This is a genomic window from Bradyrhizobium sp. CCBAU 25360, assembly GCF_028128695.1.
GTDB lineage: Bacteria > Pseudomonadota > Alphaproteobacteria > Rhizobiales > Xanthobacteraceae > Bradyrhizobium > Bradyrhizobium ottawaense.
The window spans coordinates 316303-338230 of the sequence record NZ_LBJA01000042.1; the positions used below are offsets into that span (position 1 = coordinate 316303).

Genomic DNA, 21928 nt, shown 5'->3' on the forward strand with positions numbered 1-21928 from the left:
CGGTCGCTTTGCCCACCCTACGGCGCTACGGCAGCGGTGATTGCGTCGTGAACAGGACCGTCGCGATCGCGACGGAGAGGGTCACCGCCGATACGGTCGCCACGGTCGACAGCACCCCCATTCGCCGCAGCGCGATGGCGAACACGATGATGATGGGGGTCGCGGTTATCAGCCCGATTTGTGCATCGCTCATTGCATCGCTCGCCATTTTGCGGAACCGCCGGATGCATCCACCCTATGACGGTGAGGCGGGCGGGAGGTTGCGATAGCGCAAACCCGCCTCTGGCCGGTTGCACTATTTGTCCGGCGACAAAGTTGGAATCGCGCCGGGGGGATATCTGTTCGGCGTCTTGATGCGGAAGCCAGATGTCGGCAACGGATTGCGAACAACAGGGAACCGGTTGGGGAATCCTGGAAGATCTTCCCGGTGATCCCATGATCTGGGTGCTGATCTTCAGCGAACTCGCCGCCTTCGGCCTGTTCCTTGGCGCTTTCGTCATCGCGCGCGCGCTTCACCCGGCGGTCTTCGCGGCCGGTCAGGCCAGTCTCGATGCGCAGCTGGCCGGAATCAACACCATCGTGCTCGTGACCAGCGGCTGGGCTGCCGCGCGCGGGGCGGCTGCTGCACGGGCGGGCGAAAGCCGGCGTGCGCGCGGCTGGCTGTTCGGCGCCATGGCGCTTGGCGTCGTCTTCATCGCGGTCAAGCTGTTCGAATATGCCGGCGAGATTGCGTTAGGAAACGGCTTGGAGACCAGCCCGTTCTTCACGCTGTACTTCCTCCTCACCGGCTTCCATCTCCTGCATGTCGGCCTCGGCATCGTGATTCTGGCCGTAGTGTCCCGGGGTGCCCGAGCGGCGGGCGTCGAGACCGGAACGGCTTTCTGGCACATGGTCGACCTGCTCTGGATCGTCATGTTTCCTATCATCTATCTGGTGCACCCGTGATTCCGGATCGTCTCGACATCACCTGGATCGTGTTGATCGGCCTTGCGCTCGCGACCATTCTGGTCCCGCCGCTGGTGTCGCGTGCCTTGTTCGCCAATGCCCTGCTGCTGACGTTCGCCGCCCTCAAGGGCCGCCGTATCGTGCTCGATTTCCTCGATCTTCGCTCAGCGCCGGCGCTTTGGCGCGGCATCGTCAGCGCCTGGGTCTTCATCGTGGTGCTGTTTGCCTGGCTCGCATCGGCCGTCGTTGCCTTGATCTGACTGGCGGTTGCGCATCGTCGCGCTGCTTGCGCTTCGTCAAAGAGTGCCCCCTGGCAATCGGCAATAAAGCGCAGGATCGCATCTTCCTCAGGAATCAAACGGAAAGGATTGGCAATGGCTGAACGCCTGACCAAGTCGGCCGCTCGAAATGTCTTCTACGGCGGTTCGGCCTTCTTCTTCGCCATTTTCATAGGGCTGACGGCGCACAGCCATTACTACATGGCCACGACCTCGACCGACGCGAAGACGCTGACGTCGTCGGTCGCCCGCGGCAAGCATGTGTGGGAGAAGAACTCCTGCATCAACTGCCACACGCTGCTGGGCGAGGGCGCCTATTTCGCCCCAGAGGTCGGCAACGTCTGGGATCGCTGGGGCGGCAACGAGGATCCGGCCGCCGCGCGCGAGACGCTGAAGGCCTGGATGCAATCGCAGCCCTCGGGCGCGGAGGGCCGGCGGCAGATGCCGCAGTTCAACCTGACCGACCAGGAACTCAACGATCTCGCTGACTTCCTGCAATGGACCAGCACGATCAAGCGTCAGAGCTGGCCGCCGAACAAGGCGGGCTGAGCACAGCTTTCCTCTTTCAAGATAGAGAGAACCCGAAATGAAGTACCAAACCCAGAAAGTCGCGATGCTGTATTTCTACGGCGCGCTGACCCTGTTCCTGGCCCAGGTCGTGTTCGGCCTGCTCGCCGGGACCATCTACGTCCTACCCAATACGCTGTCGACGCTGCTGCCGTTCAACATCGTCAGGATGATCCACACCAACGCGCTGATCGTGTGGTCGCTGATCGGCTTCATGGGCGCGACCTACTATCTGCTCCCGGAAGAGACCGAGAATGAGCTCTATAGCCCGCTGCTGGCGAAGATCCAGTTCTGGATGTTCTTCGGCGCAGCCGGCGTCGCCGTGGTCGGCTATCTCTTCCACTACCACGAGGGCCGTGAGTTCCTCGAACAGCCCTTCATCATCAAGGTCGGCATCGTCGTCGTCTGCCTGATGTTCCTGTTCAACGTCACGATGACGGCGCTGAAGGGCCGCAAGACCACGGTCACCAACATCCTGTTGTTCGGCTTGTGGGGCGTTGCGATCTTCTTCCTGTTCGCCTTCTACAACCCGGCGAACCTTGCCGTCGACAAGATGTACTGGTGGTACGTCGTCCATCTCTGGGTCGAGGGCGTCTGGGAGCTGATCATGGCCTCCGTGCTCGCCTATCTCATGATCAAGCTCAACGGCATCGATCGTGAGGTCGTCGAGAAGTGGCTCTACGTCATCATCGGCCTTGCCCTGTTCTCCGGCATTCTCGGCACCGGCCATCACTTCTACTGGATCGGCGCGCCCGGTTACTGGCAGTGGATCGGCTCGCTGTTCTCCACGCTCGAAGTCGCGCCGTTCTTCACCATGGTGATCTTCACCGTGCAGATGACCTGGAAGGCCGGCCGCAAGCATCCGAACCGTGCTGCGCTGTTGTGGTCGGTCGGCTGCTCGGTGATGGCGTTCCTAGGGGCCGGCGTCTGGGGCTTCCTGCACACGCTGTCCTCGGTGAACTACTACACCCACGGCACCCAGGTCACCGCCGCGCACGGCCATCTCGCCTTCTTCGGCGCCTATGTGATGCTGAACCTGTCGGTGATGGCCTATGCGATCCCGCAGATCAAGGGACGCGCGCCCTACAATCAGTGGCTCTCCATGACGAGCTTCTGGATCATGTGCACGGCCATGATGACCATGACCTTCGCGCTGACCTTCGCCGGCGTGGTCCAGGTCCATCTCCAGCGCGTGCTCGGCCAGGGCTACATGGACGTGCAGGACCAGCTCGCGATGTTCTACTGGGTCCGGCTCGGCTCCGGCGTGTTCGTCGCGATCTCCGCGCTGATGTTCGTGTGGGCCGTGCTGGTGCCGGGCCGCGAGAAGCAGGCGATCATTCCCGCCGTGCTGCAGCCGGCCGAGTAAACGAGAAAGGGCGGCCGCGGTTCGCCGCGGCCGCCTGCTTCCTGGAAAATCCGGAGAGACATCATGAAAGCTGCCCTTCACACGGTAACCTCGGCGCCCGAGCTGCCGGCCTATGTTCCATCCGGAAACGAATGCGAGCTTTTCGAGCATGCCTGGCGGCGTCGTCTGCCGGTTCTGCTCAAGGGGCCGACCGGCTGCGGCAAGACCCGCTTCGTCGCGCATATGGCGGCGCGGCTGGGCCTGCCGCTTCACACGGTTGCCTGTCACGACGATCTCACCGCCGCCGATCTCACCGGCCGCTATTTGCTCAGGGGCGGGGACACCGTGTGGACCGATGGTCCGCTGACGCGCGCCGTGCGCGAGGGCGGCATCTGCTATCTCGACGAGGTCGTGGAAGCCCGCAAGGACGTCACAGTCGTGCTGCATCCCCTGACCGACGACCGCCGTATCCTGCCCCTGGAGCGGACCGGCGAGGAGCTGGTGGCGCCGAACAGCTTCATGCTCGTGGTCTCTTACAACCCCGGCTACCAGACGCTGCTGAAGGCGCTGAAGCCATCGACGCGGCAGCGCTTCATCGCCATCGAATTCGGCTTCCTGCCGCCCGAGCAGGAGATCGCCGTCGTGTCCGCCGAAAGCGGACTGTCGCCGGAGCGCGTGCGGCCGCTGGTGGGGCTGGCTGGCCGGCTGCGCGCGCTCAAGGGCCACGATCTGGAAGAGGGCGTCTCGACCCGGCTCGTGGTCTATTGCGCGACCCTGATTGCCGCGGGCACGCCGATTGCCGATGCCGTGCTGGCCGGCATGATCGAACCGCTGACCGACGATTCCGACGTGAAGGCTGCCCTGCTGGACGTCGCACGCGCCGTCATCGGGTGAGGCCGCGCCCATGCTCGACTTCCTCGAACTGGAGGAGACGGTCGGCCGCGCCTGGCACAGGATGGTCGGCGGCACCGCGAGCTATCCGGTTCACGATGATCACGCCGTTGCACTGACCGAGGTGAGAGGCCGGCTCGCGGTGATGTTCCGCGCGCTCGGCGGCGAGACCGGGGTTCAGATCGCAAGCGCGGGCGCGCGAAAATCGGGGCACCGTCTCGGCTGGCGACAGCGCATCGGCCTCGGTGACGAGCGCCTCGAGCAGCCGGGTCGCGATGCCGCGACCATTTTCCTGCCCGATCGAATCTCGATCTTTCCCGACCGCGCGTTGAACGCGGCGCTCTATCGCTGGCTTGCGGCATGGTTCGCAGCCGCACCGATCGAGACGATCACGGAAGCCGATCCGCTGCGGCGGGATCTTCTGGTGTTGCGCCGGGCAAGTGAGACGGCGGTCTGGGTGCTCACGCAATTCCCCGGGCTTGTCGCCGATTACGCTCAGCTCGCCGCGGCAACCGCCGAGGCCCGGCCTCGTCGCCCCTTGCCACGCATCGAGCAGGAGGTCGAGCAGATCGTCTTGGCCTTGCTCGGCGCCGGAAAGGCCCCTGCGGGCAGACTGTGGCCGGCGATGATGGGGACGGGCCCGCTGCCGGACAAGGCGCCGCCGGGCTATCATTCGATCCTGCCGTGCCCGCTCTGGGGGGATTGCTGGACGCGCGAGCTCTCGCCCGCGCATGCGGGCGAGGACGAATATGCGCCGGGCGCCGAGCCCGAGGCCCAGGACAATCGCAAGCGCTTTGCCGTCCGCGAGCGCGAGGACAATGCCAATCGCCGCGATCCTTTCGTGCTTAACCGCTTCGAGAAGATCCTCGCGATGGCCGAGATGGTCAATGTCGACCGTCCGGCCGACGACAGTGAGGACGAGGATGCGCAGAAAGCGGCCGACGATCTCGAGGAGATCACGCTCAGCCGCCGCACCGGCAAGCCGGCGAGCCGGTTCAAGTTCGACCTCGACCTGCCGCCGGAAGCCCTCGATGCATCGCGGCTGAACGCGGGCCTCACCTATCCCGAATGGGATTACCGCAGCGGCTCCTATCTGCCCGATCATTGCCGCGTGCTGGCCGGTGCGGCCTCCGAGCACGGTGAGAGCTGGACGCCTGACGACGCCATGCGCCGGCACATCCGCCAGGTGCGCCGCCGCTTCGAGGTGTTGCGGCCGCGCCATGAATTGATGCGCGCTCAGGCCGACGGACACGACCTCGATCTCGACGCGCTGGTACGTGCGCGGTGCGACCTCCGCGCCGGCAGCGGCGGCAGCGGTCTTGATCGCATCCACGTCGCGATGCGCCCGCAAGGGCACGATCTCGCGGTCACGCTGCTCGTCGACGTCTCGCTGTCCACGGATGCCTGGGTCGACGGCTATCGCGTGCTCGACGTCGAGAAGGAGGCGCTGCTGGCGCTCGCCCACGGGATTTCGGCCTGCGGCGATCACCACAGCATCCTCACCTTCACCTCGCGCCGGCGGTCCTGGGTGCGGCTCGAGACGGTCAAGGCCTTCGGCGAGCCGATGAGCGGGACGGTCGAGCGCCGCATCGGCGCGCTGAAGCCCGGCTATTACACGCGGATCGGCGCGGCGGTGCGCCACGCCGCGGCCGAGCTCGCCCGCCAGCCGCAGCGCAAGAAGCTGCTGCTCGTCCTCACCGATGGCAAGCCGAACGATGTCGACCATTACGAGGGCCGCTTCGCGCTCGAAGACACCCGCAAGTCGGTGCAGGAGGCGCGCCGGCTCGGCATCGCCGCCTTCGGCGTCACGGTGGACGCAACCGCGCAATCCTATTTCCCGACCCTGTTCGGCCGTGGCGGCTATGCCATCGTCGGGAACATCAAGCGGCTGCCCGCGGCGCTGCCGGCAATCTACCGGCAGGTCGCGCACTAATCCGGTCGCGCACTCATCCGGCGCGCCCCCGCGGCGCCCGGTCCTTCGGTGAACTATTGCTCATGGCTTGAGTATATGATCGTATGGCCGGATGGACCGCGGCCAGCCAAGACCCGATCTGATCATCTTCGATTGCGACGGCGTGCTCGTCGACAGCGAGCTGTTGAGCTGCCGATGCCTGTCCGAGGTGCTGGCCGAGTTCGGCATCGCGCTCAGCCAGGAGCAGGCGCTCGAGCTCTTTCTTGGGCGCAGCACCAAGGCGATCGAGCAGCATTATCGCGATCTCGGGCAGATCGTGCCCGACGGCTTTCTGCCGCACCTGAAGTCGCAAGTGCTGTCGACGTTCGCAGCTTCGCTTGAGCCGATTCCCGGCATTGCCGGCGTGATGTCCGACCTGTCCGTGCCGTTTTGCGTGGCCTCGTCCAGCGACCTCGACCGCGTCGCGCTCTCCCTCGACGTCACAGGCCTGAGGGCGCATTTCGGCGAGCGGCTCTACACCGCGCAGATGGTCCGGCATGGCAAGCCGGCGCCCGACCTATTTCTCCTCGCGGCAGAAAAGATGAGAGTGCAACCTGCGCGCACGCTGGTGATCGAGGACAGCGTCAGCGGCGTCAAGGCCGGCAAGGCGGCCGGCATGACCGTCTGGGGATTTGTCGGCGGCAGCCATTACCGCGGACGCGACGGGCGGGCTATATTGTCCGAGGCGGGGGCCGATCGGGTCTTCGCGCGCATGAGCGATTTCTGGGAGGCGTGAGGCCCGCATGGCCGCCGAGAACGACAAGTCGCGACTCGACGATGCCGCGCGCGCCGGCTGGCTGTATTTCATCGCCGGTCACACCCAGGACGAGATCGCAAAGATGCTGCAGGTCTCGCGCGCCTCGGCGCAGCGGCTGGTGTCGCTGTGCCTTGCCGAGCGCCTCATCACCTTCCGGCTCGAACATCCCATCGCCGCCTGCATGGAGCTTGCGGCGCGCCTGAAGGAGCGTTTCGACCTTGCTCATTGCGAGGTGGTGCCCGCTGATCCCGCCGCGCCGCAGGCCACTGCAGGCATCGCCGAACGCTGCGCCAATCTGCTCGATGCGACGCTGCGTTCGGAGACGCCGGTGATCGTCGCGCTCGGCACCGGCCGGGCGGTGCGCGCTGCGGTCGAGCGCGTCACCCCGATCGACCGGCCCAATCATCAGATCGTCTCGCTGGTCGGCACCATCTCCGCGGACGGTTCGGCGAGCTTTTACGACACCGTCGGCCGACTCGCCGACCGCACGGGCGCACGGCACTATCCGATGCCGCTGCCGTTCCTGATGTCGTCCGAGGACGAGCGCAACAAGATGGTCCGCATCGAGCCGATCGCCAAGGTGAAGGCGGTCGCGGCCAAGGCGGACTTGCGCCTCGTCGGCATCGGCCAGATGGACCAGAAGGCGCAGGTGCATGTCGACGGTTTCGTCACTCGCGACGAATTGTTCGAGATGATGCGGCTGGGTGCCATCGGCGAGATCACCGGCTGGGCCTATGATTCCAAGGGCCGCCTGCTCAAGGCCGGCACCAACAAGCGCCTCACCAGCATCCCGCCGGAAGTGCCGGCGAAGACCACGACCATCGCCGCCGCGGTCGGTGCCGCCAAGGTGCCGGCGATCGCGGCGGCGCTGAACGGCGGGCTGATCAACGGGCTGATTACCGACGAGACGACGGCAAGGGCGATTTTGGAGCGGTAGGCGGGCTTCGCACGGCAAAGGGACACGGCTCCCGCTCTCGCAAACGGGAGAGGTGAAGCAAGCCGCGGCGCTCGATCCGAACAACTACCGTCGCTTCTGCACCGCACGACCTCCCACCCCTCCCGCACCGCAGCACTCATAAGTTGCGCAAACGGCTTCGCGCCTGCTTGACAATCCTCCTCCCTTGCGTTGAACATACGCTCAACGCGTGGGCATATGCTCAAAGCGCGAGTTTGAGGGAGGTCACCGTGAAACATGTCTTGGGCGCCGTCTGCGGCGCGTCTGTTCTGTTGTTGGCCGTCCCCGCGATGGCCGAAACGACCCTGACGATCGCCACCGTCAACAATGGCGACATGATCCGCATGCAGGGGCTGACGGCCGAGTTCACCAAGAAGTACCCGGATATCGCCGTGAAGTGGGTGACGTTGGAGGAGAACGTGCTGCGTCAGCGCGTCACCACGGACATCGCCACCAAGGGCGGTCAGTTCGACGTGCTCACCATCGGCACCTATGAGGTGCCGATCTGGGCCAAGAAGGGCTGGCTGGTGCCGCTCGCCAATCTCGGCGCCGATTACGACGTCGCCGACCTCTTGCCCAGGATCAAGGACGCGGTCACCGCCGACGGCAAGCTCTATGCCGCGCCGTTCTACGGCGAGAGCTCGATGGTGATGTATCGCACCGATCTGTTCGACAAGGCCGGCCTGAAGATGCCGGAGAAGCCGACCTGGGATTTCGTAGTCGATGCCGCCAAGAAGCTCACCGACAAGAGCGCCGGCACCTATGGCATTTGCCTGCGCGGCAAGGCCGGCTGGGGCGAGAACATGGCGTTCCTCTCCGCGATGGCCAATTCCTACGGTGCGCGCTGGTTCGATGAGAAATGGGAGCCGCAGTTCAACACGCCGGAATGGAAGACGACGCTCACGACCTACGTCAATCTGATGAAGGAAGCCGGCCCTCCCGGCGCAAGCTCCAACGGCTTCAACGAGAATCTGGCGCTGTTCAACGCCGGCAAATGCGCGATGTGGATCGACGCCACGGTGGCGGCGTCCTTCGTCACCAATCCGAAGGATTCCAAGGTCGCCGACAAGGTCGGCTTTGCGCTCGCGCCCAACACCGGGCTCGGCAAGAACGCCAACTGGCTGTGGGCCTGGAATCTCGCGATCCCCGCCGGATCCAAGAAGATGGAAGCCGCCGAGAAGTTCATCGCCTGGGCGACGAGCAAGGACTACACCAAGCTCGTGGCATCGAAGGAGGGCTGGGCCAACGTGCCGCCGGGCACGCGGACCTCGCTTTACAAGAACGATGAATATCTGAAGGTCGCCCCGTTCGCCAAGCTGACGCTGGCCTCGATCGACGCGGCCGATCCGAACAAGCCGACGGTGAAGCCGGTGCCTTATGTCGGCGTGCAATACGCTGCGATCCCCGAATTCCAGGGCATCGGCACCCAGGTCGGCCAGCAATTCTCCGCCGCGCTTGCGGGCTCGATGACTGTCGATGCCGCGCTGACTGCCGCGCAGTCCGCGACCGAGCGCGAGATGAAGCGCGCCGGCTACATCAAGTGAACCCGAGCTCTTCCTCCTGAGCTCAGACTTGCGGCCATCCAGGGTCATGGATGGCCGCCTTCTTCCCGCCAGCGGAGAAGCGTTGATGGCAACCCGGCAGACGCAGACTCTTGCGCGCTCGCTCCTGACGCCGGCCGTCGGGCTGCTGTTCATCTGGATGATCGTCCCGCTGGCGCTGACGATCTATTTCTCGACGCTGCATTACAGCCTGCTCGATCCCGGCTCGGAATCATTCGTCGGGCTGGAGAACTTCCGCTACTTCCTCACCGATCCCGCCTTCCTGGCCTCGCTCCAGAACACGCTGGTGCTGGTCGGCTCGGTGCTGGCGTTGACGATCCTGCTCGGCATTCCCCTGGCGCTTTTGATGGACCAACCGGTCATCGGCCGCAATTTCGTGCGGCTGATGGTGATCGCGCCGTTCTTCGTGATGCCGACGGTGAGCGCGCTGGTCTGGAAGAACCTGCTGATGCATCCGGTGTCCGGTCTGTTCGCCTGGCTCGCCTCGCTGTTCCATCTGACGCCGATCGACTGGTTCAACGATTTGCCGCTGGTTGCCGTCATCCTGATCGTGACGTGGCAATGGTTGCCCTTCGCGACGCTGATCCTGCTCACCGCGCTGCAGTCGCTCGACGAGGAGCAGAAGGAGGCCGCCGAGATGGACGGCGCCAGCGCCGTCTCGACCTTCATCTACATCACGCTGCCGCACTTGGCGCGGCCCATCACCGTGGTGATCCTGATCGAGACGATCTTCCTGCTCACGGTCTTTGCGGAAATTTATGTCACCACGGGCGGTGGCCCGGGACTGTCAACCACCAACATCGCTTTCCTGATCTATTCGCAGGCGCTGATCCAGTTCGACGTCGGCAGCGCCTCCGCGGGCGGCCTCGTCGCGGTGGTGATCGCCAACGTCGTCGCCTTCTTCCTCGTCCGCATCGTCGGCCGCAATCTGGAGGCTTGAAGCATGGCACGGATGGCGACGACGCGGCGGGTGGTGGTATCGACAGCGGTGGCCTGGCTGTTCGGCTTCCTGATCTTCTTCCCGATTCTCTGGATGGTGCTGGCGAGCTTCAAGACCGAGCTGGAGGCCTTCGCCATCCCGCCATCCTTTCTGTTCTTCCACTGGACTACCGAAAACTATGCGACCGTGCAGGAGCGCAGCGACTATTTCCACCACGCCATGAACTCGGTCATCATCGCAGGCGGCTCGACGCTCATTGCGCTTCTGATCGCGATCCCGGCGGCCTGGTCGATGGCGTTCTCGCCGACCAAGCGCACCAAGGACATCCTGCTCTGGATGCTCTCGACCAAGATGATGCCGCCGGTCGGCGTGCTGGTGCCGATCTACCTGATCTACAAGACCTTCGGCCTGCTCGATTCCCGCATCGGCCTCGTCTTCATCCTGTGCCTCGGCAATCTGCCGATCGTGATCTGGATGCTGTTCACCTATTTCAAGGAGATCCCGCGCGACATCCTTGAAGCCGCGCGCATGGACGGCGCCACCATCGGCCGCGAGCTCGTCTACGTGCTGACGCCGATGGCGATCCCGGGGCTGGCTTCCACCATGCTGCTCAATCTGATCCTCGCCTGGAACGAGGCGTTCTGGACGCTCAACCTGTCCACCTCGAACGCGGCGCCCCTCACCACGTTCATCGCCTCCTATTCGAGCCCGGAAGGGCTGTTCTGGGCAAAGCTGTCGGCGGCCTCGACGCTGGCGATCGCGCCCATTCTCGTCCTCGGTTGGTTCAGCCAGAAGCAGCTCGTGCGCGGGCTCACCTTCGGCGCGGTGAAGTAGAGGGGCTGCCGGATCATGGGTCAGATCACACTTCAGGACGTGCAGAAATCCTTCGGCCCCGTGCACATCATCAAGGGCGCCGATCTCGAGATTGCCGATGGCTCCTTCGTGGTGTTTGTCGGTCCGTCCGGCTGCGGCAAGACCACGCTCTTGCGGCTGATCGCCGGACTCGAAGACGTCTCTGGCGGCAAGATCCTGATCGACGGCAAGAACGTCGTCGATACGCCGCCCGCCAAGCGCGGGCTGTCGATGGTGTTCCAGTCCTACGCGCTGTATCCGCATATGAGCGTGCGCGGCAATATCGGTTTCGGCCTGAAGATGGCGGGCCTCGCCAAGGACGAGATCAACCGCAAGGTCGAGGCCGCCGCCGCAACGCTTAACCTTACGCCCTATCTCGATCGCAAGCCGCGCGAGCTCTCCGGCGGCCAGCGCCAGCGCGTCGCGATTGGCCGCGCCATCGTGCGCGAGCCCAAGGCGTTCCTGTTCGACGAGCCCCTGTCCAACCTCGATGCGGCGCTGCGCGTGCAGATGCGAATCGAGGTGACGCGGCTGCAGAAGCAGCTCGGCACCACCGCGATCTACGTCACCCACGACCAGGTCGAGGCCATGACGATGGCCGACAAGATCGTCGTGCTCAACGGCGGCAAGATCGAGCAATATGGCTCGCCCCTGGAGCTCTACGAGCGGCCGGCCAATCTCTTCGTCGCCGGCTTCATAGGTTCGCCCAAGATGAATTTCGTCACGGGCGAGCTCGCGTTGCAACGTGGTGCTGCCACCATCGGCGTCCGGCCGGAGCATCTCAAGATCGACCGCGATGGCACCGGAGGCTGGCAGGGGACCATCGCGGTGGCCGAACATCTTGGCAGCGACACATTCCTCTATGTCGATGCCGGCCCGCTCGGGATGCTGACCGCACGCTATATCGGTGAATTGAGCCTGCATGCCGGCGACCATGTGTCGCTGGTGCCGGACCCCGCGCGCATTCATCGCTTCGACTCGAGCGGCAACGCGCTTCGGAACTGACAAGAAAACGGCAAGAAACGGAAAGATCACCATGTACCTGGAAAAATTCAAGCTGAACGGCAAGACCGCGTTCATCACCGGCGGCGGGCAGGGCATCGGCCTTGGTTGCGCGGAAGCGCTGGCCGAAGCCGGCGCCAGGGTCATCATCGGCGACCGCGACAGCAAGGTCGCCGACAGCGCCAAGGCCACCCTGAAGGCGAAGGGCTTTGACGTGGAGACCGCGATCATGGACGTGACCGACACCAAGCGCGTGGCGGAGGTCGCGAACGACCTCTTCGCCCGCCATGGCAAGGTCGACATCCTCGTCAACAATGCCGGCATCGCCCGCAGCGAAACCCCGGCGGAGACCGTGACCGACGAGCACTGGCTCAACGTCATCGATGTCAATCTCAACGGCACCTTCTGGTGCTGCCGCGAGTTCGGCAAGCACATGCTGAAGGCGAAAAGCGGCGCCATCGTCAATGTCGGCTCGATGTCCGGCTTCATCGTCAACAAGCCGCAGGAGCAGTGCTTCTACAATGCCTCCAAGGCGGGGGTGCATCATTTGACCAAATCGCTGGCCGCCGAATGGGGCGCGCGCGGCATCCGCGTCAATGCGGTGGCGCCGACCTATATCGAGACGCCGCTCAACGCTTTCGTGAAGAGTAACGCCAAAATGTACGACGCCTGGATCGGCGGAACCCCGATGGCGCGGATGGGGCAGGTCGAGGAGATCGCCTCGGTCGTGCTGTTCCTCTCGTCGGAGGCCGCGAGCCTGATGACCGGCAGCATCGTGCTGGTGGATGGCGGCTATACTTGCTGGTAGGCTCACCGTCAAAGCTGACGGAAAGCGACCGGGAGCGACAATGCCGCGAGCGTATATCGGCGTCGACGTGGGGACCACGAGCACGCGTGCCGGAGTGTTTGACGAGGCCGGCACGCTTTTGGCCACCGCCCGGCATCCGATCCGGATCTGGCACGAGGCCGGCGATATCGTCGAGCAATCGTCCCAGGACATCTGGGACGCCTGCGCGACATCGGTGCGGGCCGCGATGGCGGAAGCCGCCATCGCGCCCGACAGCGTCGGCGGCATCGGCTTTGACGCGACCTGTTCGCTGGTTGTCCTCGACAGGCAGGGCGAGCCGCTCACGGTCAGCGCATCCGGCGACAAGCAACGCAATGTCATCGTCTGGATGGATCATCGCGCCATCGCCGAGGCGCGGCTGATCAACGAGACCGAGGACGCCGTGCTGCGCTATGTCGGTGGCTCGATCTCGCCAGAGATGGAGATGCCGAAGCTGCTATGGCTGAAGCGGCATCTGCGCGCGAGCTTCGACGCCGCCGGCCACTTCTTCGATCTCGCGGATTATCTGACCTGGCGCGCGACCGGCTCGCTCCAGCGCTCGACCTGCACCGTCACCTGCAAATGGAACTATCTCGCCCATGATCGCGGCGGCTGGAGCGCGCAATTCTTCAAGCGCATCGGCCTGTCTGATTTCGTCAACGAGAAATACGCCCGCATCGGCACCGAGATCGTCGCCCCCGGCACGCGGCTCGGTGCGGGGCTCACCCGTATAGCTGCTGCCGAGCTCGGCCTGTCGCCGGGCATACCGGTCGGCGCTTCGCTGATCGATGCCCATGCCGGCGGCATCGGCGCGATCGGCGGCCGCGACGGATCGGGCGGGGCGAGCGATGTCAATGACCGGCTTGCCTACATCATGGGAACGTCGGCCTGCATCATGGCGACGACGACGGAGCCGTGCTTCGTTCCCGGCGTGTGGGGGCCTTATTATTCCGGCATGGTTCCTGATTTCTGGCTCAACGAGGGCGGCCAGTCGGCCGCGGGGGCGGCGATCGACCATCTGCTCAAGTCGCATCCGGGCCACACCGAGGCGAGCGCGGCGGCGCGCAGCGAGGGCCTCGACCTCATCGACTTCCTCGAGCGCCGCATCATCGCGCGCGCAGGCAGCGCCAGCCGTGCCGCGCTGCTCGCCCGCGACATCCATGTTCTCCCCGAATTCATCGGCAACCGCTCGCCCTATGCCGACCCTGATACGCGCGCGGTGATCGCGGGCCTCGATCTCGACACCGACATCGCCGCGATGGAGCGGCTGTTCGTCGCCGGCCTGTGCGGGCTCGCTTATGGGCTCGCCGAGGTGATCGAGGCTTTTGCCGCGCATGGCGTTCGCTCCAGCATCATGATCATGGGGGGCGGTGCGAGCCGCAGCCCGCTGGTGCGGCAGATCATGGCGGATACGACGGGCCTCACCGTCGCGCTGCCGCAGACCAGGGAGCCGGTGCTGCTGGGGGCTGCGATGCTGGGGGCGGTGGCCGGCGGCGCCTATGCCTCGATCGGCGAGACCATGGCAAAGATGTCGGCGCTGGGACGGAAGAGCGAGCCGACCGCGCCCGACATGGCCGCGTTTCACACCCGCAAACGGGAGGTCTATAAGCTCCTGCGCGACGTCGATCGCGGCAGCCGCGCGGCGATGGCCGACATCGCGAGAGGTTGACGGACATGCTGATTGCCTGCGGTGACGCGCTGATCGATTTCGTGCCGACGCGAAATGCGCAAGGACGCGAGGCAGTGATGCCGGCCGTCGGCGGCTCCTGTCTCAACGTTGCCATCGGCATGGCCCGGCTGGGCGCACCCACCGGATTCGTCGGCGGCATCTCGACCGATATGTTCGGGCGGATGATCGCAGATCATGCGGCGGCCTCCAACGTCGACCTCAATCTCGCCACCCGCAGTGATCACCAGACCGCGCTGGCTTTCGTCCGCATCGTCGCGGGCGAGTCGCATTACGCCTTTTACGACGCGGGCACCGCGACGCGGAACTGGACTTACCGGCGCGGGACGATTCCGTTCGCGAATGTGGAAGCCGTTCATGTCGGCTCGACCACGCTCGTCAACGACCAGGGCGCGGCGGAGACCAGCGCCCTGATCGCGGACGCGCGGGCGTCATCGACGGTCTCCTTCGATCCGAATTGCCGGCCCAATCTGGTCAAGGACAAGCCGGCTTACCTGGCGCGCATGGCCGAGTTCGCTGGCCACGCCGATCTCGTCAAGATGTCCGACGTCGACTTCGCCTATCTCTTCGGCGACGAGCCTTACGAGCAGCGGGCGAATGCGCTGCTCGGGCAGGGCACGAGCCTCGTCGTCATCACCCGCGGCAACAATGGCGCGATCGCGTGGCACGCGGGGGCAGGGCAGATCGAGGTCGCCGCGCCCAAGGTCGAAGTCGCCGACACGATCGGCGCGGGCGACAGTTTTCAGGCGGCGCTGCTCTTTGCCCTGCACAAGCAGGAGCGCATTGCCCGGAAAGCACTGAAGGACATCAATGTCGACGAGCTCCGCCGGGCGCTGTCCTTTGCCGCCAATTGCGCCGGCCTGACCTGCACCCGCCCGGGCGCCGATCCGCCCTGGAGCCGTGAGATCAATTGGAGCTGGTAGCGCCGCCTCACATCCGCGCAACGGCCTTCTCGGCGCATTTTATGAACCTGGAGATCAGCGGGCTCTGGGAGTCCCTCCGCCAGCACACCGCGATGTCGATGGAATCGGCCGCATCGCGCAGCGGCCTGAACACGATGCCGCGTGGCGCGCCGAGCTGGGCGCAGGCCGGCACGATCGCAAGACCTTCGCCGGCGAGCACCAGGCTCATCGCCGAATGCACCGTCTCCACCCGGCTCGCGATCGGCATCACGATCTGATGTCGGCGCAGCAGGGCCGCGACCGCCGAGGAGGCGGGATCTTGCTCCGGAGGCGGCAACGCGATCAGCGGACGGCCCTGCAACCGCGCCATCGGCACGGCGCCGAGACGTGCGAGCGGCGAGCGGATCGGCACTGCCAGCATAAATGGCTGCGCACCGATCCGAGCCACCTGGATCTCAGGATGGTTGATGGCCGGCATGCACAGCGCAACCGTGACGCTGCGGTCGAGCAGTCTGGCCTCGCGCGTCGATGCACTGAGCTCGGCAAAGTCGAGATCGACGCCCGGAACCGAGCGGCGCAGCTCAGGGATGAGCCGCGGCAGCATCGCATTCGCCAGGACGAACATGTAGCCGACCGAGAGCCGCCCGCGCTTGCCGGCGGCGACCGCGCGCGCGGCTTCGGCGCCGTCGACGGCCAGCGCCAGAGCTTCGCTCGCACGCGCCAGCAGCGCCTGGCCGGCCTCGGTCAGGTCCATGCCGCGGGTGCCGCGGCGGAACAGCGGCGCGCCGATCTCGGCCTCGAGCTTGCGGATCTGGACGGACAGCGGAGGCTGAGCCATCCGTAGCCGCTCGGCGGCCTTGCCGACGCTGCGTGTCTCGGCGACAGCGACGAAATAGCGGAGGCGGCGTAGATCCATTGGCATACCGAAAACGTATGGGTTGGCGACCAAAATCGTATTGGACGGCGAGTTAACAAAACTGTCATTCTCGCTGTCAATGCTTTGGGCCAACGACGGCCCGCTTCGGAGCGTGATGTGACGATGAACGGCGATCCCTGTCTGCTGTCCGCAACCGAACTGCGCGGCCTCATCGCCGAAAAGCGGATTTCCCCCGTCGACATCATCAGTGCCGTGCTCGCGCGCGCCGAGGCGCTCCAGCCCGAGCTGAACTGTTTCATCACGCTGTGTGGCGACGAGGCGATGGCGCAGGCGCGCGTCGCCGAGCGCAAAATAATGGCCGGCGAGCCGCTCGGCCTGCTCCACGGCATCCCCGTCACCGTCAAGGACATCGTCAACACCAAGGGCGTCAAGACCACCTTTGGCGCCGTTCCCTACAAGGACAATGTGCCGACCGAGGATGCCGTCGCGGTGGCGCGGCTGCGCAGCGAAGGCGCGATTCTGATCGGCAAGACCACGACGCCGGAATTCGGCAGCAAGTGCCTGACGGATTCGCCTTTGTTCGGTCGCACCCGCAATGCCTGGGACGCGTGCCGTTCCTCCGGCGGCTCCAGCGGCGGCGCGGCGGTGGCGGTGGCCAGCGGCATCGCGCCGCTCGCGATCGCGACCGACGGCGGCGGCTCGACGCGAATTCCCGCCGCCTGCAATGGCGTGGTCGGCTTGAAGCAGAGCAACGGTGTGATCCCGCACAGCCAGGCGCTGGATGTGTTCGGCAACCAGACCTATGTCACGCCGACCACGCGGACCGTCGCCGACACCGCGTTGATGATGCAGGCGATGGTAGGCGACGATGCCTGCGACCCCTGGTCGATCGGCGTTCCCGTGCCCGATTTCATCGGCACGGCCGCCCCGCGCGGCGATTTGCGCGGGCAGCGGATCCTGTACTGCCTGACGCCGCCGGGCCGTCCGGTGTCCGCCGAGGTCGCAGCCAGCTTCAAGGCGAGCCTCGACCGGCTGGCGGGGCTCGGCGCCGAGCTCGAGGAATTTTCCGGCGACGGTTTCGACATCGAGCCGATCTGGCGCGCCATCAACCACACGGTCTGGCGCACGCGCTTTGCAAAACTCGCAGCCGAGCACAAGGACGAGCTGAGCGAGGCCTTCCTCAAGCAGCTCGCGCTTGCGACCGAAGTCAGCGGCGTCGACTATCAGGAGGCGATGTTCGCGCGCACCGCGCTGTTTCGGCGCGTGCAATCGCTGCTTGCGCGCGGACACTTCCTGGCGATGCCGACGCTCACGCGCACCGCGCTGCCGATCAAGCAGGATTTGTTCGGCACCATCGAGATCGACGGAGCGCATTTCGACAGCGTCCGGCCGCATTGGTTCCCCTGGACCATGCCGTTCAACATGACCGGCCATCCCGCCGTCAGCCTGCCCTCTGGCTTCGGCCGCGACGGCCTGCCGATCGGGCTTCAGCTCGTCGGCCGCTTCCGTGCCGATGCGGAATTGCTGCGCGTCAGCGCACTGTTCGAGGCATCAAGCGACCTCCTGTCCCGCTGGCCGGCTTGAGGAGAGGGGCATGCAGCAAAGGGCTCGGGTGCAAAGGACTTGTGTGCAAAAGGCTTGCCTCAGCCGCCCGGACATGTTGATCGTGCCGCAGCTGAGCCCTGAAGCCGAGCGCGCATGAGCGTATTTGTCCTCCGACGTCTGTTGACCTTGCTGGCGACGCTGGTCGGCGCATCCCTGATCATTTTCCTGGTGCTCGATGCGCTCCCCGGCAATGCCGCGCAGATGCTGATGGGCGCCGATGCCTCGCCAGACGCAGTGCGTGCGCTCACCGTCAAGCTCGGGCTCGACCAGCCGCTGGCGGTTCGCTATCTGCAATGGATCAAGGGCCTCCTCGTCGGCGATCTCGGCAACTCCTATGTCTACGGCACGTCGGTCGCCAGCCTGATCGCGGAGCGGCTGGTGCTGACCGTTCCGCTCGCGATCATGGCGATGACGATCACGGTGACGCTGGCGCTCTCGGCCGGCATCTACACCGCCGCCAACCACAACAAGCTCGGCGACGTCGGCGTGATGTCGCTGACGCAGGTCGGCATCGCGTTGCCGAATTTCTGGTTCGCGATCCTGCTGGTTCTCCTGTTCTCGGTACGGCTGCAATGGCTCTCGGCGGGGGGATTCTCCGGCTGGGAGGAAGGCATCTGGCTCGGCGTCAAGTCGCTGCTGCTGCCGGCGATCTCGCTCGCGGTGGTGCAGGCTGCGATCCTCGCGCGTGTCACGCGCTCGGCCGTCCTCGAAGTGCTGCGCGAGGACTTCGTCCGCACCGCCCGCGCGAAGGGGCTCGGCAAGCGCGAGGTGCTTTGGAGCCACGTGCTGCGCAATGCGATGATCCCCGTCATGACGGTCATGGGGTTGCAATTCGCCAATCTGCTCGCCGGCACTATCGTGATCGAGAACGTGTTCTATCTGCCGGGCCTCGGCCGGCTGATCTTCCAGTCGATCGCCAACCGCGACCTGATCGTGGTGCGCAATTGCGTGATGCTGCTGGCGACCATGGTCGTCATCGTCAATTTCGTGGTCGACGTGCTCTATGCCTTCATCGATCCCCGCATCAAGGTCCACGACCTGTGAGCACCCCCCTGACCACTCCGATTGACGCGCCGGTCGCAACACGCCGCCTGCCGGCCAGGACCTTCTGGGGCCGCGCGCTGCGCCATCGCAGTTTCGTGCTCGGTAGTTCGCTGAGCCTGCTGGTGCTTGCCTCGGCGCTGCTCTCGCTGGTGTGGACGCCGTGGTCGCCCTACGAGATCGACATCGCCTCGAAGCTGCGGCCGCCCTCGGCGGCGCACTGGCTCGGCACCGATTCCTTCGGCCGCGACATCGTCTCGCTGCTGCTCGCCGGCGCCCGCTCCACCATCATGGTCGGCGTCATCGCCGTAAGCATCGGTCTCAGTTTCGGCGTCACGCTGGGCCTGATCGCCTCGGCCCGGCGCGGCTGGACCGAAGAGATCATCATGCGCTTCTCCGACTTCACCTTCGCCTTTCCGGCCGTGCTCTCCGCGATCATGCTCGCCGCGGTGGTGGGGCCGGGGATGGTCACCTCGATCGTCGCGATCGGCATTTTCCAGATCCCGACGCTGACCCGGCTGACGCGCGGCTCCGCCAACGCGATCTGGGCGCGCGAATTTGTGCTGGCCGCGCGCGCGGCAGGCAAGGGCGCCTTCCGTATCACCATCGAGCACGTGCTGCCGAATATTCTGTCGATCCTGATCGTGCAGGTCACCATCCAGTTCGCGCTCGCGATCCTCGCCGAAGCCGCTTTGTCCTATCTCGGCCTCGGCACGCAGCCGCCGCAGCCGTCCTGGGGACGGATGCTGAACGATGCGCAGACGCTGCTGTTCCAGTCGGCGATGCTCGCGGTCTATCCGGGCGCTGCGATCGCGATCGCGGTGCTCGGCCTCAATCTTCTCGGTGACGGATTGCGCGACCTGCTCGATCCCAGACTGGCACGGGAGCGATGACGATGGGCGAGCAACGCGTCATGCCGCTGATCGAGGTTGAAAATCTTGGCGTCCGCCTCAATACCAGCCGCGGGCCGGCGCAGGCCGTGCGCGGCGTCAGCTTTGCCCTGAAGCGCGGCGAGACACTGGGGCTGGTCGGCGAGTCCGGCTGCGGCAAATCGGTCACGGCGATGTCCCTGATGGGGCTGCTGCCCGATAGCGCCGTGGTCTCGGGCAGCATCAAGCTCGACGGCAACGAACTCGCGCGATTGCCGGATGCGGATTATTGCCGTCTGCGCGGCAACCGCATCAGTATGATCTTCCAGGAGCCGATGACTGCGCTCAATCCGATGCACACGATCGGGCATCAGGTCGCCGAGCCGCTGCGACGTCACAAGAAGCACTCGGCGGCGCAGGCGCGCAAGGAGGCGATCGCCTTGCTCGACCGCGTCGGGCTGCCCGATCCCGCGCGGCGCGTCGATGCCTATCCGCACCAGTTTTCCGGCGGCCAGCGCCAACGCATCACCATCGCCATGGCGCTCGCCTGCGAGCCGGATCTGTTGATCGCGGACGAGCCGACCACTGCGCTCGACGTTACGATCCAGGGCCAGATCCTCGACCTCATCGCCGATCTCGTCGAGGAGCGCGGCATGTCGATGATCCTGATCTCGCACGATCTCGGCGTCATCGCCGAGAACGTGCAGCGCATGATGGTGATGTATGGCGGCACCGTCGTCGAGAGCGGGCCGACCGACGAGGTGTTCCGCCGGATGGGGCATCCCTATACGCAGGGCCTGTTTCGCGCCCGGCCGAAGCTCGGCGCGCGCAAGGGGACGCGGCTGAAGACGATATCGGGCACCGTGCCGGAGCTCGCAGATCTGGCGGCGGGGTGCACGTTCTCCGACCGATGTCCGTTCGTGATCGATCAATGCCGCGCCGCGCTTCCGCGGATGGTCGACGTCGGACCCGGGCACTTCGTGCGTTGCATCAGGACGGATGTCTCAATGGCTGAGAACGTTGGAGCGGTGACCGCATGACCGCTGCGCCTCTTCTCGACGTGAAGGATCTCGAACAGCGCTACGCCCTGCCGAGGGAAAGCCTGTTCCGTCCGCCGGGGCAGGTGCGCGCGCTCAATGGCGTGAGCGTGCAGGTCGCCGCCGGCAAGAGCATCGGCGTCGTCGGCGAGTCGGGCTCGGGCAAGTCGACCTTCGCGCGGCTGGTGATGGCGCTGGAGCGGCCGACGTCGGGCCAGGTCGCGCTGCTCGGCCGTGATCTCAATCGCATCTCGGCCGACGAACTGCGTCGCGCCCGGCGCGATTTCCAGATGGTGTTCCAGGACCCCTATGGATCGCTCGATCCGCGCCAGACCGTCGCCCGCATCGTCGCCGAGCCGCTCACCGTGCTGGAAGACGCCGACCGCACCACCTTTCGCGCGCGCGTCGCCGCAGTGCTGCGCCAGGTCGGCTTGCGCGATGCCGACATGGAGAAATATCCGCACGAGTTCTCCGGCGGCCAGCGGCAGCGCATCGCCATTGCACGTGCGCTGATCACCCAGCCGAAGCTCATCGTCGCCGACGAGCCGGTCTCCGCGCTCGACGTCTCCGTGCAGGCGCAGGTGCTGAACCTGATGCAGGATCTGCAGGAGCAGTTTGGCCTGAGCTACATCCTGATCAGCCATGACCTCGCCGTCGTCGACTATCTTTGCGACGAGGTCGCGGTGATGTATCTCGGCCGCATCGTCGAGCAGGGCCGGCCCGAAGACCTGTTCGAGCATTGCGCCCATCCCTATACGCGGGCGCTGCTGGAGGCGGTGCCGCGGGCGCGCGCCGGCGGCGGCCGGCGGCGGCGCGGTGGCCAGGCGATCGCCTCGCAATCGGCGGCCGCGACCGGATGCCCCTATGTCGCGCGCTGTCCGCTCGCCAACCAGCATTGCCGCGAGGCCATGCCTGAGTTACGCAAGGTGGGCGAGGGGCACCTTGCCGCCTGCCACAAGGCCGAGGCTGTGATGGCGTTGCCGCAGGCGGCCATGGAAGGTTAGTGTCCGGAGCAGGATTGGCGTAGGCTTAGAACAGA

At 65.6% G+C, this 21928-nt stretch carries 22 protein-coding genes; 20 read left to right on the forward strand and 2 right to left on the reverse strand.

The window, feature by feature from the left end; genetic code table 11:
• Nucleotides 1-25: 25 nt before the first annotated feature.
• A complete protein-coding gene (locus tag XH81_RS25615) occupies nt 26-193 on the reverse strand; it encodes a hypothetical protein (RefSeq protein ID WP_085967637.1) in 168 nt (55 codons plus the stop codon).
• A gap of 173 nt (nt 194-366) precedes the next feature.
• On the opposite strand from XH81_RS25615, the gene XH81_RS25620 reads away from it, so the two are divergent.
• The 15 genes from XH81_RS25620 to XH81_RS25690 all read left to right on the forward strand — a co-directional run bounded on the left by XH81_RS25620 (nt 367) and on the right by XH81_RS25690 (nt 15481).
• Nucleotides 367-945 carry a cytochrome c oxidase subunit 3 family protein gene (locus tag XH81_RS25620; RefSeq protein ID WP_028142401.1) on the forward strand — a complete coding sequence of 193 codons (579 nt, stop codon included), beginning with the start codon at nt 367-369 and terminating at the stop codon, nt 943-945.
• Complete coding sequence (locus tag XH81_RS25625) at nt 945-1205, forward strand: cytochrome C oxidase subunit IV family protein (RefSeq protein ID WP_028142402.1); 261 nt, start codon at nt 945-947, stop codon at nt 1203-1205. Before XH81_RS25620 ends, XH81_RS25625 begins: the two co-directional genes overlap by 1 nt.
• A gap of 114 nt (nt 1206-1319) precedes the next feature.
• Complete coding sequence (locus XH81_RS25630) at nt 1320-1772, forward strand: c-type cytochrome (RefSeq protein WP_018315916.1); 453 nt, start codon at nt 1320-1322, stop codon at nt 1770-1772.
• A gap of 37 nt (nt 1773-1809) precedes the next feature.
• On the forward strand, nt 1810-3156 hold the full coding sequence (locus XH81_RS25635) for a cbb3-type cytochrome c oxidase subunit I (protein WP_038970565.1): 1347 nt from the start codon (nt 1810-1812) through the stop codon (nt 3154-3156).
• A 63-nt stretch (nt 3157-3219) separates the two neighbouring features.
• On the forward strand, nt 3220-4029 hold the full coding sequence (locus XH81_RS25640) for a CbbQ/NirQ/NorQ/GpvN family protein (protein WP_095426495.1): 810 nt from the start codon (nt 3220-3222) through the stop codon (nt 4027-4029).
• 10 nt (nt 4030-4039) lie between these two features.
• Entirely contained in the window at nt 4040-5959 is a 1920-nt protein-coding gene (locus XH81_RS25645) for a nitric oxide reductase activation protein NorD (protein WP_271596407.1), read from the forward strand.
• 91 nt (nt 5960-6050) lie between these two features.
• A complete protein-coding gene (locus XH81_RS25650; protein ID WP_028142406.1) occupies nt 6051-6713 on the forward strand; it encodes an HAD family hydrolase in 663 nt (220 codons plus the stop codon).
• A 7-nt stretch (nt 6714-6720) separates the two neighbouring features.
• Nucleotides 6721-7671: a sugar-binding transcriptional regulator gene (locus tag XH81_RS25655; RefSeq protein ID WP_028142407.1), complete on the forward strand. Its 951-nt coding sequence runs from the start codon at nt 6721-6723 to the stop codon at nt 7669-7671.
• A gap of 308 nt (nt 7672-7979) precedes the next feature.
• Nucleotides 7980-9233 (forward strand): ABC transporter substrate-binding protein, encoded by a 1254-nt coding sequence (locus tag XH81_RS25660; RefSeq protein WP_244439128.1) that lies wholly within the window; start codon nt 7980-7982, stop codon nt 9231-9233.
• Between the two features lie 85 nt (nt 9234-9318).
• Complete coding sequence (locus tag XH81_RS25665; protein ID WP_028142409.1) at nt 9319-10191, forward strand: carbohydrate ABC transporter permease; 873 nt, start codon at nt 9319-9321, stop codon at nt 10189-10191.
• Nucleotides 10192-10194: 3 nt separating this feature from the next.
• Nucleotides 10195-11025: a carbohydrate ABC transporter permease gene (locus XH81_RS25670; protein ID WP_028142410.1), complete on the forward strand. Its 831-nt coding sequence runs from the start codon at nt 10195-10197 to the stop codon at nt 11023-11025.
• A gap of 15 nt (nt 11026-11040) precedes the next feature.
• Entirely contained in the window at nt 11041-12048 is a 1008-nt protein-coding gene (locus XH81_RS25675) for an ABC transporter ATP-binding protein (RefSeq protein WP_038947891.1), read from the forward strand.
• 31 nt (nt 12049-12079) lie between these two features.
• Nucleotides 12080-12853 (forward strand): SDR family NAD(P)-dependent oxidoreductase, encoded by a 774-nt coding sequence (locus XH81_RS25680; protein ID WP_028142412.1) that lies wholly within the window; start codon nt 12080-12082, stop codon nt 12851-12853.
• 40 nt (nt 12854-12893) lie between these two features.
• On the forward strand, nt 12894-14540 hold the full coding sequence (locus tag XH81_RS25685; protein WP_028142413.1) for an FGGY-family carbohydrate kinase: 1647 nt from the start codon (nt 12894-12896) through the stop codon (nt 14538-14540).
• A gap of 5 nt (nt 14541-14545) precedes the next feature.
• Nucleotides 14546-15481 carry a carbohydrate kinase family protein gene (locus XH81_RS25690; protein WP_028142414.1) on the forward strand — a complete coding sequence of 312 codons (936 nt, stop codon included), beginning with the start codon at nt 14546-14548 and terminating at the stop codon, nt 15479-15481.
• A 7-nt stretch (nt 15482-15488) separates the two neighbouring features.
• Here XH81_RS25690 and XH81_RS25695 read toward each other — a convergent pair whose 3' ends face one another.
• Entirely contained in the window at nt 15489-16376 is an 888-nt protein-coding gene (locus XH81_RS25695) for a LysR family transcriptional regulator (protein WP_028142415.1), read from the reverse strand.
• A 123-nt stretch (nt 16377-16499) separates the two neighbouring features.
• Between XH81_RS25695 and XH81_RS25700 the strand changes: the two genes are divergently transcribed.
• The 5 genes from XH81_RS25700 to XH81_RS25720 all read left to right on the forward strand — a co-directional run bounded on the left by XH81_RS25700 (nt 16500) and on the right by XH81_RS25720 (nt 21893).
• Nucleotides 16500-17921: an amidase gene (locus tag XH81_RS25700; RefSeq protein WP_028142416.1), complete on the forward strand. Its 1422-nt coding sequence runs from the start codon at nt 16500-16502 to the stop codon at nt 17919-17921.
• A gap of 114 nt (nt 17922-18035) precedes the next feature.
• Nucleotides 18036-18986, forward strand: a complete 951-nt coding sequence (locus XH81_RS25705; RefSeq protein WP_028142417.1) for an ABC transporter permease — start codon at nt 18036-18038, stop codon at nt 18984-18986.
• Nucleotides 18983-19876, forward strand: coding sequence for an ABC transporter permease (locus XH81_RS25710; RefSeq protein ID WP_028142418.1), 894 nt, complete (start codon nt 18983-18985; stop codon nt 19874-19876). The genes XH81_RS25705 and XH81_RS25710 overlap by 4 nt, the downstream gene beginning before the upstream one ends.
• Nucleotides 19877-19878: 2 nt before the next feature.
• Complete coding sequence (locus XH81_RS25715; RefSeq protein ID WP_028142419.1) at nt 19879-20892, forward strand: ABC transporter ATP-binding protein; 1014 nt, start codon at nt 19879-19881, stop codon at nt 20890-20892.
• Nucleotides 20889-21893: an ABC transporter ATP-binding protein gene (locus tag XH81_RS25720; RefSeq protein ID WP_028142420.1), complete on the forward strand. Its 1005-nt coding sequence runs from the start codon at nt 20889-20891 to the stop codon at nt 21891-21893. The genes XH81_RS25715 and XH81_RS25720 overlap by 4 nt, the downstream gene beginning before the upstream one ends.
• The last annotated feature ends 35 nt before the right edge of the window (nt 21894-21928 follow it).

Excerpts from the sequence above, each read along its gene's own strand:
- XH81_RS25685 (WP_028142413.1), top strand. The coding sequence starts at position 12,894 with ATGCCGCGAGCGTATATCGGCGTCGACGTGGGGACCACGAGCACGCGT.
- XH81_RS25665 (WP_028142409.1), top strand. The coding sequence starts at position 9,319 with ATGGCAACCCGGCAGACGCAGACTCTTGCGCGCTCGCTCCTGACGCCG.
- XH81_RS25615 (WP_085967637.1), bottom strand. The coding sequence starts at position 193 with ATGAGCGATGCACAAATCGGGCTGATAACCGCGACCCCCATCATCATC.
- XH81_RS25705 (WP_028142417.1), top strand. The coding sequence starts at position 18,036 with ATGAGCGTATTTGTCCTCCGACGTCTGTTGACCTTGCTGGCGACGCTG.
- XH81_RS25645 (WP_271596407.1), top strand. The coding sequence starts at position 4,040 with ATGCTCGACTTCCTCGAACTGGAGGAGACGGTCGGCCGCGCCTGGCAC.
- XH81_RS25695 (WP_028142415.1), bottom strand. The coding sequence starts at position 16,376 with ATGGATCTACGCCGCCTCCGCTATTTCGTCGCTGTCGCCGAGACACGC.
- XH81_RS25680 (WP_028142412.1), top strand. The coding sequence starts at position 12,080 with ATGTACCTGGAAAAATTCAAGCTGAACGGCAAGACCGCGTTCATCACC.
- XH81_RS25720 (WP_028142420.1), top strand. The coding sequence starts at position 20,889 with ATGACCGCTGCGCCTCTTCTCGACGTGAAGGATCTCGAACAGCGCTAC.
- XH81_RS25620 (WP_028142401.1), top strand. The coding sequence starts at position 367 with ATGTCGGCAACGGATTGCGAACAACAGGGAACCGGTTGGGGAATCCTG.
- XH81_RS25640 (WP_095426495.1), top strand. The coding sequence starts at position 3,220 with ATGAAAGCTGCCCTTCACACGGTAACCTCGGCGCCCGAGCTGCCGGCC.
- XH81_RS25675 (WP_038947891.1), top strand. The coding sequence starts at position 11,041 with ATGGGTCAGATCACACTTCAGGACGTGCAGAAATCCTTCGGCCCCGTG.
- XH81_RS25690 (WP_028142414.1), top strand. The coding sequence starts at position 14,546 with ATGCTGATTGCCTGCGGTGACGCGCTGATCGATTTCGTGCCGACGCGA.
- XH81_RS25650 (WP_028142406.1), top strand. The coding sequence starts at position 6,051 with ATGGACCGCGGCCAGCCAAGACCCGATCTGATCATCTTCGATTGCGAC.
- XH81_RS25715 (WP_028142419.1), top strand. The coding sequence starts at position 19,879 with ATGGGCGAGCAACGCGTCATGCCGCTGATCGAGGTTGAAAATCTTGGC.
- XH81_RS25635 (WP_038970565.1), top strand. The coding sequence starts at position 1,810 with ATGAAGTACCAAACCCAGAAAGTCGCGATGCTGTATTTCTACGGCGCG.
- XH81_RS25655 (WP_028142407.1), top strand. The coding sequence starts at position 6,721 with ATGGCCGCCGAGAACGACAAGTCGCGACTCGACGATGCCGCGCGCGCC.
- XH81_RS25700 (WP_028142416.1), top strand. The coding sequence starts at position 16,500 with ATGAACGGCGATCCCTGTCTGCTGTCCGCAACCGAACTGCGCGGCCTC.
- XH81_RS25630 (WP_018315916.1), top strand. The coding sequence starts at position 1,320 with ATGGCTGAACGCCTGACCAAGTCGGCCGCTCGAAATGTCTTCTACGGC.
- XH81_RS25670 (WP_028142410.1), top strand. The coding sequence starts at position 10,195 with ATGGCACGGATGGCGACGACGCGGCGGGTGGTGGTATCGACAGCGGTG.
- XH81_RS25660 (WP_244439128.1), top strand. The coding sequence starts at position 7,980 with ATGGCCGAAACGACCCTGACGATCGCCACCGTCAACAATGGCGACATG.